Source organism: Haloarcula taiwanensis, assembly GCA_002844335.1.
Classification (GTDB): Archaea; Halobacteriota; Halobacteria; order Halobacteriales; family Haloarculaceae; genus Haloarcula; species Haloarcula taiwanensis.
Genome location: CP019154.1, coordinates 1,048,723 through 1,063,971 on the forward strand (window position 1 = coordinate 1,048,723; position 15,249 = coordinate 1,063,971).

A 15,249-nucleotide genomic window follows, 5' to 3' on the forward strand; every position below is an offset into this window, starting at 1 on the left:
AAAATCGCAAGACATAGGGTCGATTCGGATGGGCGTCAGCCGAGCGTCAGACGCCGCTAACAGACCGTCCAGCCTATACAGCCACCCCTGTTACGCCCGGACCTGCTCCCGATCCTGCTTGCCGGACGCATACAGAAGCGCCAGAACCAGTCCGACTGCAAACAGCCAGACCACCACCAGCAAGAGCACTATCGACTGGACCCCGGTCCCGAGCATGAGCGGTACGCGTCACTGTCGGTACTTAATTAGGAGCTCTGTATCGGGAACGGGGACAGTGCCACACAGCGGATTATGCCGTCGATAACGGTGCAACCGGCGTCGGTCACTCTACAGCCGAATCGACTCGGTGCGCATGAACACTGCGCTCCTGTCGATTGGGTGGTCCCAGACGCCTGCCCGTCCAGGGCACGCCCAGACGTTTTTGTGCACGCCAACGTAGCCACCTCCGATGACGGGAACAGCCGCAGCCGAGCCCACTGTGACGACGTTTACGTCGACCGTCGACCGTATCGATTCGACCGCCGTCGTGCTAACGGAGACGTACTTTTACGCCGAAGGCGGTGGCCAGCCGGCGGACCGGGGGACGCTCGGTGGTGTCGAGGTTGTCGACGTGCAACACCGGGACGGGGACATCGTCCACGAACTGGCCGAACCGCCGTCTTTCGAGCCGGATGAGTCGGTCGAAGGCGTAGTCGACGCGGCGTTTCGGACCTACTGTATGCGTGCCCACACGGCCAGTCACGTCCTCTATGGCGCCGGTCGCCGGCTGCTGTCGGACCTCGGCTACGGCGGCTTCGACATCAGCGCGACGGTCCCAGACGATGCAGGTGACGACGACTTCGGGCCAGCTGTCAGCGGGAAGGTGCGGGTGGACTTCGAGACGACGACCGAAATCGACGACTCGACGCTCGCGGAACTCGAACGGCTGACCAACCGCGCCGTCTGGGAGTCCTACGACGTGACCTGGGAGCAAATCCCGCGCGAGGAGGCGCTGGGCCGCGAGGACATCGCGTTCAACACGAAGACCGAGGAAGGTATCCAGGGCGAGACGGTCCGGGTCGTCACCATCGAGGACTGGGACGTGGCGGCCTGTGGCGGGACACACGTCGGGAACACGCGCGAAATCGGGCCGGTGACCGTGCTGGGGCGGTCGAACCCCGGCGAGGGGCTGACCCGCGTCGAGTTCGCCGTCGGCCCGCGGGCGATTCGCCAGCGCGCGACCGAACACGAGCAGTCCAGACGGGCCGCACGGGCACTGGATACGAACGTCGCCGAACTGCCGGACGCCGTGGCGGCCCTGCAGTCAGAGCGCGACGACCTCCGGGATACCGTGGCGACGCTCCGGGAACGACTCGTCGACGCCCGCATCGCCGACCTGCGGGACGACGCCGTCGAGGCGGACGGACGGCGGTGGCTCGTCGGCACCGTCGCGGGACTCGACGCGAACGGGCTGGCCGACCGGGCGGAAGGTGCCGTCGGCGACGCCGTCGACGTGGCCGCGCTGGTGGACGACGACGGCCAGTACCTGGGCGTCGCGACGACCGGCGACGTCGACGCCGGCGAGGTGGTCGACCGCGTGACCGCGGAGTTCGGCGGCGGTGGCGGCGGCCGGCCGACCGTCGCGCAGGGCGGCGGGCTCGACGCCGACGGGGACGACGTCGTCGCGTTCATCCGTGACACGACGGCCGGCGGCGACTGACTTCAGTCCCCCCGCCTCGGCGTCCCGCCGAACCGCGCGACCTCGTTTCGCAGCGCGTCCCGCTTCAGCAGGCCGAATCCGATGAGAATACAGCCGAACCCGACACCAGTGTAGACCGTCGGGGTCTCGCCAAGGAACAGCAGTCCGGTGGCGGCGGCGACGACCGGCGCAGCGTAAGAGACGAGATTGATCTCGATAGGTCCCAGCCGCTCCAGCAGGTCGAAGTAGATGAGAAAGCCCAGCGCGCTGGCGACGACGACCAGATACAGCAGGGCCAGCACGGCTTCACCAGTCCACTGAACATCGGCTATCGATTCAGCGGCCCCGAGGCTGACACCGTGCATAAGCACCGCACCGAGCAGCATCGACCACGCTTCCATCGTCTCTATCTCCAGATCGTCGTCGACCCGACGGGTCAGCACGCTTCCGAGAGCGAAGGCCGTGGCCGCGAGGAACACCAGAACCAGCGAGACAGTCCGGGGGTTGAGGAGGTTTCCCGGGTCGGGGTTGCTGAGGACGCCGACACCGACGAATCCGACGAGCAGGCCGACGATGCCCAGCGTCGTGAGCCGTTCGTCCGGCAGGAACGCCCGCGCGAACCCGGTCGTGAGAATCGGCGAGAGGCTGACGACGATAGCGGCGGCGGCGCTCGTGGTCCCCTGCTCGCCGACGAACAGGAAGATGTGATACGCCGCAATCATGAGTGTGCCGCCGATCCCTATGACGATCCAGTCGGAGCGGCCCTTCGGGACCCACTGGTCGGTAGCGTACACCGCGTAGCCGAGCATCAACACCCCGGCGAGGTCGTACCGGAACGCAGCAAACAGGATCGGTGGGAAGTACTCCAGCCCGGCTTTGATAGCGGTGAATGCGCTGCCCCAGGCGACTGCGAGCGCGACGAAGAGGATTGCGTTACGGAACCGCATCGTCCGCTCAGTCGGCCGCCTCGTCGCCCGGCTCGTAGGTCTCCGCGATAGCGTCGAGCGCCTCGTGATGTTCCGTCGTGTGTGGCGCAGTCAGCGGCGAGACACTGACTTTTCCGTCGACGACGGCGCGGCGGTCCGTCCCCTCGGGGTCGGGGATGTCGCCCTCGGCCATGTGCTCCCAGATGCGGTCGTGGAGGGTCACGGCGTCGCCATCCTGCACAGCGTCCATCTCGTAGAGGTGAGACGGTCGTGTGACCGTCATCTGTGCGTCGCCCCACTCGGCGACGGGGGCGTTGATGTTCAGGTAGTCGCACTGTTCGAACACGCCGGCATCGACGGCGTGGTCGGCGAGGTAGGTCGTCGCTTTCGCTGCCTCGCGGTAGCTGTCGCCGTTAGCTTCGATATCGGCGAACGCAGCGTCCTCGCGGACCGGGATGTACATAGAGACGGCCATCGCCGGCACGTCGAAGAAGGTAGCCTCGACGGCGGCGCTGACGGTCCCCGAGCGGCCGAGAACGTACGCACCGAGGTTCGCCCCGCGGTTACAGCCCGCGACGACGAGGTCAGCGTCGGTGACGAGCGCTTCCAGTCCCGCCACGACGCAGTCTGAGGGCGTCCCTTCGACGGCGTAGCCGAGTTCGTGCTCGTGGACGGTCACTTCGTGGGAAATAGCCCGCCCGACCGCGCTCTGGTCTTCCGCCGGGGCGACAGCGGTCACGTCGCCGACTGTCGAGAGACCGTCGTACACCGCCCGGAGGCCGGCGCTCTCGATTCCGTCGTCGTTCGTCAGCAGAATCGTCGGCTCGTCCATACGTTCCGTGGGGCCGTCTGCGAGAAAAGCCCACCGCTAGCGCGCTCGGTCGACAACCGTCTCGCCGTCGACGACGACGTTGTACGCCTCCTCGTCGTCGTTCCACAGGACCAGCGCGTTCTCGAAGGACAGCAGGTCGCCGTAGTCGGCTTTCCGGAGGTCTTCGTTCAGTATCGACGCCTCTGTGAGGACGGCGAAGTGGTCGACCTGCTGGCTCCCGTCTCCGAGCAAGTACAGCGGGTTTGCGCCCTCCCGCTCGGCGAGGTCGTGGCTGAGCTTCACGCCCAGAAAGTTCACCCGGTCGGTGACGTAGTTCTCGGCGTCGGCCATCGGTGCGTGAATGCCGCGGTCCGGCGTCACGTCGTGCGTTCGCTTCCCGTCGGTTCGCAGGACGCTGTAGGCGAACTGCACGTCCGTGTTGACGAACTCGCCCGTGCCGCCACCGGCGTCGTCGAGCCGTTTTTGCATCGTCGGAACCGCGATGTCCGGCTTGCGGTCGAACGACCACGACTCGCTGTCGGGGGACTGGTGGGGCCAGAGCCGCACCGTCGGCCCGTACACCGTTGCTGGGCCGCCGTCGGCCACCTCCCGTTCGACGGTTCGGAGCTGTATCGCCGTGTTGCGGTCGGCCGGAGCCAGCGCCAGCAACGTCCCGTTGTCGGCGATCGCCTCGACGTACCGGTAGAGCGTCGCCGCCGCGTCGTCGAGTTCGCTGAGGACGTTCCCGAAGATGACGAGGTCGTAGCCGGCGTCGCCGTTCCCGTCTCCGGTCCCATCACTGCCGTCGCCCTCGAACGGCGACGCCGGGTCGAACGCCTCCGCCGTCTCCCGGTGAATCTCCCAGCGGACGTTCCCGCTGCTGTCCTCTAGAAGGTGTTCCAGCACGTCCGCAGCGGCGCTGGGTTCGACCGCGTGATAGTCGAGCAGGGCGTCGTCGGGGAGCAGGTCCCGCAGGGCCAGCGCCGGGCCGCCGACGCCGGCCCCCACGTCCAGCACTCGAAGCTGTGACGGGAGCAGGCCGTCGGCGGCGAGGTCCGCGAGGACGTACTTCGCCACGGCGTAGTAGTCCGGGAGGTGGTAGACGGCGTAGCCAAGCGCCGTCAGTTCGTCGTACTCGACGGCCTGCCCGCGGAGGTACCGCTCCTTGATGTCGCGGATGCGCTCGCGGAGCTGGTCGCCGCTGTCGCCGCTGTGCCACTCCAGCCCGCCCCACTCCGTCAGCAGGTCGATGACCTGCTGTTCGTAGCGGTCGGGGAACCGGTCGACGCCGTCGAAAGTCACCGAGAGCCGTTCCTCAGGTGCCGGGACGAAGGTCCCGTCCTCGCGCTCGACGAGTCCGAGGTCGAACGCCTCCTCCCGGAGCACCTGCCTCACGACGGCGGGGTGGGGCTGGCCCTCGACGTACTCGTGTAGCTCCTCGGGGTCCAGCGGCCGGACGTTCCGGAGGTACTGGGCGTTCTCGCGTATCTGCTTTCGTGTGTCCTGGTTCATGAGAGTCGCTCGTACAGCTGTTCAAAGGTGTCTGCGTCGGCGTCGGCGAGTTCCCTGGCCGCGTCGGCCACGGCGTCCGCGCCGTCGAAGGCGTCCTGGATGTCGGCGTACACCCGCGGGTCGCCGCCGGTGACCTGCTCGACGAGGTCGAACAGGCCGGCCGAAACCGGCGTCTGGAACCGGTCGGGCACGTCGTCGGCGACCATCGCGAACGCGAGCACGGCCGCGTGGGCGCTGGCCTGGACCGTCTCCATGGCCTCGTCGTGTTCCGCCGCCGTCGTCTCGAAGCAGTTGTTCCCGGCCGCCCCGAGTGCGTCGACGACGGCCTCGGTCTCGGGCCCCGGCGCGTCGGCGACGACGGCGACGTTGCCGGGCGCGTTCTCGGGGGCGAAAAGCGGGTGGAGGCTCAGCCGCTGGCCGTCGGGCACGGCCTCGCGCATCGCCGCGACGGGGGTCGCCATGCTCCCGGTCACGTCGACGACCGCGCCCGCGGCGAGCGGCGCGAACTCGTCGATGGCCGCCCCGGCGACGGGCATCGGCACGGCGACACAGACCACGTCGAAAGTCTCGGCCGCGTCGCTGGCAACAGCGCGCCCGCCGACCGCGTCAGCGGCGGCTTCAGCGGCCGACTGGTCGAGGTCGGTGAAGGCGACGGACGCGTCGGCGTGAGTCCGGACCGTGCGGGCGAACCACCGGCCCATCGCGCCGGCACCGACGACGAGGACGTTCATCGGCCCAGCGTAGCCCGTCCCGTCTCAAAAGCCGTTCGGTCACGCTTCTGCTCGCCGCGACACCGCAGGTGACGATGGACGGGTAGACAGCCGTCGAACAGCCCGCTGTAGTCCGGTTTCCCCCTCCTAAACGCTTATCTGTCGGCCCTGAGAGAACGGTGACATGAAGCGCGTTCGATTCCGTGATACCGCGGGGAACGTCCGGGGGGGTCGCTGGACCGTCGAGGACGGTGAGCCCGTCGTCACCGCCGCCGCCGGACCGTACGGCCGTATCGCCTTTGGCGACGAGTCCTACGACCCCGACGAGGTGGATATCCTGCCGCCCTGCGAGCCGACGAAAGTCGTCTGCATCGGGCGCAACTACGCCGACCACGCCGAGGAGATGGACTCGGAGCTCCCGGACCGGCCGATGCTGTTTCTCAAAGCGCCAAACGCCGTCGCCTCGCACGGCAAGCACCTCACGATGCCCTCGGGGAAGGAGCGCATCGACTACGAGGCGGAACTCGGCGTTGTCATCGGCGAGCAGTGCCGGAACGTCAGCGAATCGGGCGCGATGGATGTCGTCGCAGGGTACACCTGCGTCAACGACATCTCGAACCGCGACGACCAGCGCCAGGAACAGAACTGGGTCCGCGGGAAGGCCTTCGACAACGCCTGTCCCATCGGCCCACTCGTGGCCACCCCAGAACACGTCCCCGAAGACGCCAGCATCGAACTCCGTCTCAACGGCGAGACGAAGCAGTCCTCCTCTCGCGACCACCTCATCTTCTCCGTCCCCGAACTGATCGCCGAAATAACGTCATACATGACGCTGGAACCCGGCGATGTCATCGCCACGGGGACGCCGGAGGGCGTCGGCCCGATGGAAGACGGCGACGAAGTCGAAGTCGAAATCGAAGGTATCGGGACGCTCAAACACAGCGTCAAGATTCCGTAGGCGACCGACATGTCCGTTCCGACGCGGTTCGACGACGATTACTATTCGACAATGATTGCGCCTCTCATCCCCAGGCCTTGGTGCGGTTTACACGAGTACAGGTAGGTCCCGGTTTCCTCGAAGGTGTGCTGATAAGCGCTTCCGTCTTCGGCGACGAGTTCCGAATCGAGCGGCCCATCTCCCTTTGAGACGATGTTGTGGGGACCCCCCTCGCCGGTCCACTCCCAGCGGACGGTCGTCTCAGTCGAAACCTTCAGCGCCGGGGGGTCGAACGCGAACCCCCCGCCGTTGCCTTCCGCGCCGGTTGTGACAGTTGCCGTGTCAGTGCCGGTCCGATCGATAATGGTGCCGTCGAAGTTACTGGATTCTACGAGCCACTCGTCGACCTCTGTGTTGCCTGAAGACGGTGGCTCTTTCACGATAATCGCACCCTTCATCCCATCGTCGCGATGCGGTTCGGAGACGTAGCGGTACTCGCCGGTCTCCTCGAAGAAGTAGTGATACCCCGTCCCGGGCTGGGCGTTTGTTCGGCCGCTGTCAAAGGTACCGTCTACGGCGACTACGTTCTGCTGACCGCCGTGCCCAGTCCAGTCCCAGCGGACTATCGTCCCCGGTGGGACTTCTATGGCCGGTGGGCTGAATGCTAGTCCGCCATCCGTCTCCTGTCCAACCAGGATTGTTGGCCGGGACTCGGGGCCGTACCTGTGGGGTTCGCCGTCGTAGCCGTTGGCATCATCAAGCCAGTCGTCAAGCGATTCAGGCGTCGGTTCAGGCGTCGGTTCAGGCGTCTGTTCAGGCGTCGTGGTTGGCGTCGCAGTTTCGGTCGCTGTTCCGGTTTCGGCCGCTGGTTTCGAACTACTTCCCGAGGACACGCACCCGGCGGTAACGGCGAGCGCTGTCAACCCTGTGCCTGCGAGAAACTGTCTGCGAGTGGAGGGCCGTTGCATAGCAATCTAGCTGTTGTCATTCGATGATAGAAAAGGGAGTGTGCCCTTTCCAGATTCTGGAAACAAACGGTCGCCCTTTATCTGAGGGTGTTTTATATTTCCGACACTGACAGGAAACTGCTACCGGGGTACCGCAGGACATCGGGTCGAAGTATCCCACAGGATTCCCGTCGTTGCCCCGTCATATCGAAACCGAACCGTCCACAGAACCACCTCCACCTGTTCCCTGAGAGGGCCCCTCCGTGGCACACAACGACGCGAGCGAGACACAGGCGCTGTTCGACGCTCTCGCCGACCCTGACTGTCGCGACATACTCAGGGTGCTCGACGAGCCGTTGCCAGCCAAGGAGGTCGCCTCGGTCTGTGATCTTCCCCAGACAAGCACCTACCGGAAGCTCGAACAATTGAGCGAGGCCGAACTGGTCGCCGAGGAAACAGAGGTGCGTGCCGACGGCCATCACGCGACGGCGTACGTCCGGGATTGTGACGGTGTGTTCGTTGGTATCGACGCCGACGGCGCGTTCGAGGTCGACGTTCTGCCGACCGAGGAGCGGCCGAGTGATCGGCTCGCCCTCCTGTGGTCTCGTGTCAGCGAGGAACTATGAACGCAGATATCCCACTCATCGTCATCGGATTCAAGACTGTGACAGTGTTACTCGGTGGGCTTATCACCTACTTCGCTGTTCGCGCAGCAGTGAAAACGAGGGCCACCGGACTCACGTATCTCGCCGTCGGATTCGCGACGATTACTGTCGGCTCGTTGCTCGCCGGCGTCGCAGACCAGCTGTTTGGCTTACCGACCGACGTCGCGCTGATAGTCGAGAACGCGCTCACCGCGGTCGGCTTCGCGGTCATCGCGTACTCGCTGTACGTCACCAGCCGCTCCGCGCTGGTAACACGATAAAAATCTGCCAGACAGCGATCCGTTATTCGACGACGACTGCGCCGACCATCCCGAGCGCCTTGTGCGGGACGCAGTTGTAGAGGTAGGTGCCGGTTTCTTCGAACGTGTACTCGTAGGTGGTCCCTTCCTCTGCGACAGCCGAGCCCGAGTCGAGCGGGCCGTCGCCCTCGGATTTGACGTTGTGGCCGGCTCCTTCGCCGGTCCACTCCCAGACAACCGTCGTTCCGGTCGAGACGTTGACCGCTGGCGGGTCGAAGGCGAACGCGCCGCCGTTGCCCTCGGCCCCGACAGCGACTGTGACCTCGTCCTGGTCGGTCATCACGACCATGGAGCCATCGAAGTTCGACGAGTCGCCGACGTAGTCCGCGACCTCGCCCGGCGCTTCGGCGGTTTCCACTCCCCCGCTGCTCTCGGTGTCCATTGACTCGGCATCAGTGGTTTCCATCTCCTCGGCGTCGGTGGCCTCCGTTTCGTCGCTGCCACCATCGCCGCCACTGCCGCCATCGCCGCCGGACCCGCCACAGCCAGCGAGGAGTCCAGCGCCTGATACGGCTGCCGTCGTGCGGATGAACGTCCGCCTGTCGAGGTCGTCTGTCATGCATTTAAACTTATGACTGTGCACGTATAAGCGAGTCGTTTCTGTCGTTTATCAAGAAACAATAATTGAGGTTTTGACCGCTCCGCTGTCCCGGAATACCAACACAGTTCGGACGGGGATTGATGCTGATACAGGCCCGTAGTGGAACTAATGGGAGTGTCTGTTTGTCGATGACTGTCTGGCTTCGCGGAGACCACCTTGTCCGGCGGTCCGGTCCCGTCGCTCGACGACCTGACGAACCGGTGCTTCTGATAGAATCGGAGTCGTTCGCTCGCAAGTTACCGTACCACCCACACAAGCTGATTCTGCTGTTCAGCGCGATGCGGCATTTCCGCGACGAACTGCGCGACGACGGCCGACCGGTCCGCTACCAGCGAGCAGCGACCTTCGAGGACGGACTGGCAGCACATTTCGAAGCCACCCCTGACGACACGCTCGTCACCCACCGACCACAGACTGAGTCTGCACAGTCGCGTCTCGAATCGCTGGTCGCTGATGCCGGCGGAACTGTCGAGTTTGTCGCCGACGAACGCTTCCTCTGCTCACCGTCACAGTTCGACGACTGGTGCAGTAGTGACGGTCGCTACCGTCACGAGGACTTCTATCGGTTCATGCGCCGTGAGACGGGCTACCTGATGGCGAACGGCGACCCCGTCGGCGGCGAGTGGAACTACGACGACCAGAACCGTGAGACGCCGCCCGATGGGTGGACGCCAGCGGACCCCCCGCAGTTCGAGCCCGACGACGTGACCCGGAACGTCGTCGAGTGGGTCGAAACGACCTTCGAGGGAAGCTACGACGAGCGGCCCTACGGCGGTGACTGGGCTGACCCAGACCCGTTCCGCTGGCCGGTCACTCGTCGGCAGGCCGTCCGCGCGCTGGACCACTTCGTCACGGACCGGTTGACTGAGTTCGGCTCGTATCAGGACGCGATGTTAGAGGACGAGTGGGCGATGAGCCACAGTCTGCTTTCCACGTCGCTCAATCTGGGACTCCTCGGCCCTGCGGAGGTCATCGAGCGCGCTATCGCCGCCTACGAGGGCGGAGACGCGCCGCTCAACAGCGTCGAGGGGTTCGTCCGCCAGGTGCTGGGCTGGCGTGAGTTCCTCCGGCACGTCTACCGCCGGGAGATGCCGGAGCTGGGCGAGGCGAACCAGCTCGGCGCGAGCGAGGCCCTGCCGGATTTCTACTGGGACGGTGACACCGACATGGCCTGTCTCTCCGACGTGGTCGACGGGGTCCGGGAGCGCGGGTACTCACACCACATCGAGCGGCTGATGATTCTCGCCAACTTCGGGCTTATTTACGGCGTCGAGCCGGCACAGCTGAACCGGTGGTTCCACGCGGGCTACGTCGACGCCTTCCACTGGGTGACGACGCCGAACGTCGTCGAGATGGGACTGTACGGCGCGGGCGTGTTCGCCACCAAGCCCTACGCCTCGTCGGCGAACTACGTGGACAAGATGAGCGACTACTGCTCGGGCTGTCCGTACTACAAAACGAAGACCACGGGTGACGGAGCCTGCCCGTTCAACGCGCTGTACTGGGACTTCCTCGACCGCAACGAGGAGACGCTCCGGTCGAACCACCGGATGGGGCTGATGTACAGCCACGTCGACAACAAAAGCGACGAGGAACTCACGGAGATCCGCGAGCGGGCCACGGAAATTCGGGACATGGCGGCCGAGGGCGAACTCTGAGCGCCGCTGCGGCCTGAACGCGGGTTTGGGGGCTACTCTTCTCCCTCTGTACCGTCAGTCGCCTGCCGCTGTCGCATTTCGTGGCGAGTGAACTGCGGTGACGACAGCGCCGGTCCGCGACTCCGGCGGAACGACCACGCGAGAACTCCGACCACCGCTGCGCTCCCGCCCAGTGCGAGAGCTGCAGGCTGAAGCCCGCTCACGGTGTAGAGGTAGGCACTCACCGGCACGCCGGCACTGGCGACGATACCGAGCAGAAGCCGCTTGGCGAGCACCCGGCTCAGTCCGTCGGAGTCTTCGAGGACGGTCTTGACGAGCAGTTCTTCGCGCTCGACTCTGTCAAGTGTGTCCTCCACCTTCGGCGCTGTCCGCACCGCTGATCGGGTCGACGATGTCACCGCGTCCTCTAGCTCTGTTTGCACCTGCTCTCGCACGTCGTTCACAGCACCTCGCTCCATGACGTACTCGGAAATGATTTCGATGAAGTCGAACTCGGGGTCGAGCGTCCGACAGACGCCTTCGAGGACCGTCGTCACCCGAACCACCAGCGCCAGGTCCTGCGGGAGCCGCATCGGAAACTCGTACAGTTGCGTCTCAAACTGGCCCACTAGCTGCTCGATGCGGTACTCACTGATGTCTTCCCCGCGGAACTGTTCGATGACGATGTCGAACGCCTCCCGCATCACCCCGCGGTCGGCCATCGGGTCTAGCGCGCCCATCTCGACGAAGGCGTCCATCACGCGGTCCACGTCATCAGTCGCCAGTCCGACGTAGAAGTCAAGCAGTTGGTCCTGCGTCCGGGGACCGAGGTAGCCGGTCATCCCGAAATCGTAGAACACGAGCGTCCCGTCTGACTGGACCGCCAGATTCCCGGGATGTGGATCGGCGTGAAAGAGGCCGTCCTCGACGATCATCTGGATGTACACCTCTTCGAGCCGCCGGACGAGTGCCGGCCTGTCGATGCCGAGGTCGTCCAGCCGCTCCACGTCGTCGATCTTCACCCCGTCGAGGTACGTCATCGTCAGCACGCGGTCCGTCGAGTGGCTCTCGACGACATCCGGGATGGCGATGTCGTCGTCGTTTGCGAAGTTGTCGCCAATCTCCCGAAGCATCCGCGCCTCGTGGCCGTAGTCCATCTCCCGGCGGACAGTCGTTGCGAACTCCTCGGTGAGGTTTTCCAGCGTGAACGCCTGACCCGGGTCCGCGCCGTAGGTGAGCACTGGTAGCAGCGTCGACAGTACGCGCAGGTCGGACTCGACGCGCGTTCTGATGTTGGGTCGAAGCACTTTCACAGCGACCCGCTGGCCGTCGACGCGTGCTTCGTACACCTGCCCGAGCGACGCCCCGGAAATCGCCGTGGTGTCAAACTCCTCGAACAGCGCGTCGATATCGTTGCCCAGTTCCCGTTCGATGACGGGCTCGATGGTCGCCCACGCGTCCGGTGGGACGTTGTCCTGCAGTTCAGAGAGCACGTCGACGTACGCTCGCGGCAGCGCGTCGGGCCGGGTCGACAACATCTGTCCGAGTTTGATGAACGCCGGGCCGAGGTCGACAAAGGTGTCTTTCAGGTAGCGTGCGCGCCGCGTCCGGGTTTCGGGGGCCACTGTCCGGGACCGTCCGAACAGAAGGTACCGCTTGCGGTCCCGGCCCCACTGCCAGAGCAGCGGGACGAACTGCCAGACGATGACCAGCGCCCGCCAGAGCGCCCGGAGCCGAACGCCGACGCCGCCTGGCTGTGACACTGTCTGTCCCGTCGGCTCGTCGGCGACACGCTCCTCAGCAGTCACTGTTCGCAACTGAGGCCCGGCGACAAATGAGTCTGCTGGAGACGGTCCCCGCTCAGCGCCGGAGGAAGCCCAACAGCCGATACGCCGAATCCGGCGTGTACCGGCGGAATGCGAGGCTGTTCGCGAGAACGGACACGGACGAGGCGGCCATCGCGGCGGCGGCGAGCACCGGCTGAAGGAGTCCCAGCGAAGCCAGCGGAATCATCACCGTGTTGTACCCCAGCGCCCAGAACAGGTTCTGCTTGATCTTCTGGAGCGTGGCCTCGGAGATTCGGATGGCCTTCACCACGTCGGCGGGGTCGTCCCGGAGCAGCGTCACGTCCCCGGCTTCGATTGCCACATCGGTCCCGGAACCGATGGCACAGCCGACGCTCGCGGCCGCCAGCGCGGGCGCGTCGTTGACGCCGTCGCCGACCATCATCGCCTGGTCGCCGTCGCTCTGGAGGTCGTCGACGGCGTCGGCCTTGTCTTCCGGCAACACGTCGGCCATCACGTTGTCGGGGTCGATGCCGACTTCCTCGGCGACAGCGCGGGCAGTCCGCTCGTTATCGCCGGTGATGAGCCAGACGCCAAGCCCCCGCTCGCGCAAGCCACTGACTGCAGCTTTGGCGGATTCTTTAACCGTGTCTGCGTCGGCGACGATACCGATGAGGCGGTAGTCCGGGTCGCCGTCGCCCTCGATGCCGTCATCGCCTTCGTCCTCGGCCAGCGCGACCAGCATCGCCGTCTTCCCTTCTCGCTCGAGTGTGTCCATCCGGTCCTCTGCCGGAGCGGTGTCGACGCCGGCCTCGGACAGCAGTTTTCGGTTGCCGACGAGGACGCGACCGTGGCGCGTCGTCGCTTTCACGCCCTGGCCGGGGATGTTCTCGAACGCGTCGGGGTCCTCGACCTCGATGCCCCGGTCGCGCGCGCCCTCGACGATAGCCTCGGCCAGCGGGTGCTCGCTGGCGTGTTCGGCGCTGGCTGCGACTTCGAGGACGAACTCTTCGGTCAGCTCGCGCCCGGGCTTGAGCGTCCCGCCGTCCGTAGCGGGACCGACGACTTCCACGTCCGTGAGTTCCATTTCGCCTTTCGTCAGCGTCCCCGTTTTGTCGAAGACGACCGTGTCGACCTCGTGGACGCGTTCGAGCACGTCCCCGCCCTTGAACAGGACGCCGTTGCGCGCGCCGATAGCCGTCCCGACCATCGTCGCGGCGGGCGTCGCAAGTCCGAGCGCACAGGGACAGGCGATCAGGACGGCAGAGGCGAACACGACGACCGCGAACTCGCTCACACCGACGCCGGCCGGGCCGCCCGCGGCCAGCCCCCACAGCGGGAGCGCGTCGACGACGGCCGCCAGCGTCTCCGGCACGACCGCCCACAGCACTGCCCAGAGGACGGCGTTGCCGATGACCGCCGGGACAAAGTACGCCGAGATGCGGTCGGCGACGTTCTGGATGTCGGGCTGGCGTGACTGGGCCTGCCGGACCCGCTCGGCTATCTGCTGGATGGCCGTCTCGGAGCCGACCTTCGTCGCCTCGATTTCGAGGACGCCGTTCTGGTTCACCGTCGAGCCGATGACCTCGTCGCCCTCGCCTTTCTCGACCGGGACGGACTCGCCGGTCACCATCGACTCGTCGACCGCCGAGTCGCCGTCGACGACGACGCCGTCGGTCGGCACCTTCTCGCCCGGCCGGACCTTCAGCCGGTCGCCGACCCCGACCTCGTCGATAGGAATCTCTTCCTCGCTGCCGTCCTCGCGGACGACCGTTGCCGTGTCGGCCTCCATTTCCAGGAGCTGCTGGATGGCGGCCCCGGCCTGACTTTTCGAGCGGGCTTCGAGGTAGTTCCCGAGCGTGATGAAGACGAGAATCAGCGCGGCCGTATCGAAGTACAGCCCCGTGCTCGCGATGAGGTCCGCCAGCGCGGCCACTGAGTAGAGGTACGCCGTCGAGGACCCCAGTGCGATGAGGACATCCATGTTCGCCCGCCCGTTATTGACAAGCGCCTTGTAGGAGTTCTCGTAGAAGGGCTTGCCAAGGAGTATCTGGACCGGCGTCGCCAGCGCGAAGGCGACCCAGCCCTGTGGGACGCCCAGAATCGTCTCGCGGACGAGCCCGAGCGAGAACAGGTGGTCCGCCATGAACAGCAAGAGGGGGGCCGAGAGAACCGCTCCAAACAGCGTGAGCCGAAGTTGTCTGCGCGTCTCCTCGTTGCGCGCGGCGGCGCGGCGATCAGCGCCGGACTGCTCACCGCCGTCGCTGTCGTCGGCGTTTGCACTCTCGCTGCTCTCTCTTACGGGCGTGTAGCCGGCGGATTCGATAGCGTCGTAGAGGTCCGAACGCGACACGTCGGCCGGGTTGTAGGTGACCTGACCTTCGTCGGTGGCGTAGTTCACGCTGGCTTCGATGACGCCTGCAGTCTCCTCCAGCGCCTCCTCGTTTGCCTCCGCGCAGTTCGCACACGACATATCGGTGATGCCGATGGTCACCGTCTCCGTCGCCACGCCGTAGCCAGCGTCCTGTACGGCAGTGACGATATCAGCTAGCGATACCACATCGGGGTCGTACTCGACGCTCCCCTCGTCGGTGGCGTAGTTCGCGTCGACGGATGTAATCCCGTCCAGTTCGCCCACCGACTCTTCGATGGTGCCCGCGCAGTTGGCACAACTCATTCCCGTCAGTTCGAGCCGGGTGGTCCGGTTGCTCATCTTGTCTTACTGTACGCCCCCCGTATTCA

The 15,249-nt window shown here is 65.7% G+C and carries 13 protein-coding genes; 5 read left to right on the plus strand and 8 right to left on the minus strand.

The features are described 5' to 3' along the window. Positions 1–448 precede the first annotated feature (448 nt). Positions 449–1,699 (plus strand): hypothetical protein, encoded by a 1,251-nt coding sequence (locus BVU17_05495; protein ID AUG47004.1) that lies wholly within the window; start codon positions 449–451, stop codon positions 1,697–1,699. Between the two features lie 2 nt (positions 1,700–1,701). On the opposite strand, the gene BVU17_05500 is transcribed toward BVU17_05495, so the two are convergent. From BVU17_05500 to BVU17_05515, 4 genes are read right to left on the minus strand one after another with little or no spacing between them, the layout of a single operon-like run. Beyond that, positions 1,702–2,625 (minus strand): EamA family transporter, encoded by a 924-nt coding sequence (locus tag BVU17_05500; GenBank protein ID AUG47005.1) that lies wholly within the window; start codon positions 2,623–2,625, stop codon positions 1,702–1,704. Positions 2,626–2,632: 7 nt separating this feature from the next. Next, the gene (locus tag BVU17_05505) at positions 2,633–3,436 is read right to left on the minus strand and encodes a 5'/3'-nucleotidase SurE (protein ID AUG47006.1); all 804 of its coding nucleotides are present in this window, start codon (positions 3,434–3,436) and stop codon (positions 2,633–2,635) included. 36 nt (positions 3,437–3,472) lie between these two features. Then, positions 3,473–4,927 (minus strand): SAM-dependent methyltransferase, encoded by a 1,455-nt coding sequence (locus BVU17_05510; GenBank protein AUG47007.1) that lies wholly within the window; start codon positions 4,925–4,927, stop codon positions 3,473–3,475. Next, positions 4,924–5,658, minus strand: a complete 735-nt coding sequence (locus BVU17_05515; GenBank protein AUG47008.1) for a prephenate dehydrogenase — start codon at positions 5,656–5,658, stop codon at positions 4,924–4,926. The genes BVU17_05510 and BVU17_05515 overlap by 4 nt, the downstream gene beginning before the upstream one ends. A 163-nt stretch (positions 5,659–5,821) precedes the next feature. Here BVU17_05515 and BVU17_05520 point away from each other — a divergent pair, with 163 nt between their 5' ends. Further along, positions 5,822–6,595, plus strand: coding sequence for a 2-hydroxyhepta-2,4-diene-1,7-dioate isomerase (locus BVU17_05520; GenBank protein ID AUG47009.1), 774 nt, complete (start codon positions 5,822–5,824; stop codon positions 6,593–6,595). A gap of 41 nt (positions 6,596–6,636) precedes the next feature. Here the strand turns inward: BVU17_05520 and BVU17_05525 are convergent, their stop codons facing one another. Continuing rightward, complete coding sequence (locus BVU17_05525) at positions 6,637–7,467, minus strand: halocyanin (GenBank protein ID AUG47010.1); 831 nt, start codon at positions 7,465–7,467, stop codon at positions 6,637–6,639. Between the two features lie 317 nt (positions 7,468–7,784). On the opposite strand from BVU17_05525, the gene BVU17_05530 reads away from it, so the two are divergent. Continuing rightward, complete coding sequence (locus BVU17_05530) at positions 7,785–8,147, plus strand: transcriptional regulator (protein ID AUG47011.1); 363 nt, start codon at positions 7,785–7,787, stop codon at positions 8,145–8,147. After that, complete coding sequence (locus BVU17_05535; GenBank protein AUG47012.1) at positions 8,144–8,446, plus strand: hypothetical protein; 303 nt, start codon at positions 8,144–8,146, stop codon at positions 8,444–8,446. The genes BVU17_05530 and BVU17_05535 overlap by 4 nt, the downstream gene beginning before the upstream one ends. A 22-nt stretch (positions 8,447–8,468) precedes the next feature. On the opposite strand, the gene BVU17_05540 is transcribed toward BVU17_05535, so the two are convergent. Next, the gene (locus tag BVU17_05540) at positions 8,469–9,044 is read right to left on the minus strand and encodes a halocyanin (protein ID AUG47013.1); all 576 of its coding nucleotides are present in this window, start codon (positions 9,042–9,044) and stop codon (positions 8,469–8,471) included. A gap of 170 nt (positions 9,045–9,214) precedes the next feature. Between BVU17_05540 and BVU17_05545 the strand changes: the two genes are divergently transcribed. Beyond that, complete coding sequence (locus BVU17_05545; GenBank protein ID AUG47014.1) at positions 9,215–10,744, plus strand: cryptochrome/photolyase family protein; 1,530 nt, start codon at positions 9,215–9,217, stop codon at positions 10,742–10,744. Between the two features lie 32 nt (positions 10,745–10,776). On the opposite strand, the gene BVU17_05550 is transcribed toward BVU17_05545, so the two are convergent. Both BVU17_05550 and BVU17_05555 read right to left on the minus strand, forming a co-directional pair. Beyond that, a complete protein-coding gene (locus tag BVU17_05550) occupies positions 10,777–12,531 on the minus strand; it encodes a hypothetical protein (GenBank protein AUG47015.1) in 1,755 nt (584 codons plus the stop codon). A 52-nt stretch (positions 12,532–12,583) separates the two neighbouring features. Further along, positions 12,584–15,220: an ATPase P gene (locus tag BVU17_05555; protein AUG47016.1), complete on the minus strand. Its 2,637-nt coding sequence runs from the start codon at positions 15,218–15,220 to the stop codon at positions 12,584–12,586. Between the last annotated feature and the right edge of the window lie 29 nt (positions 15,221–15,249).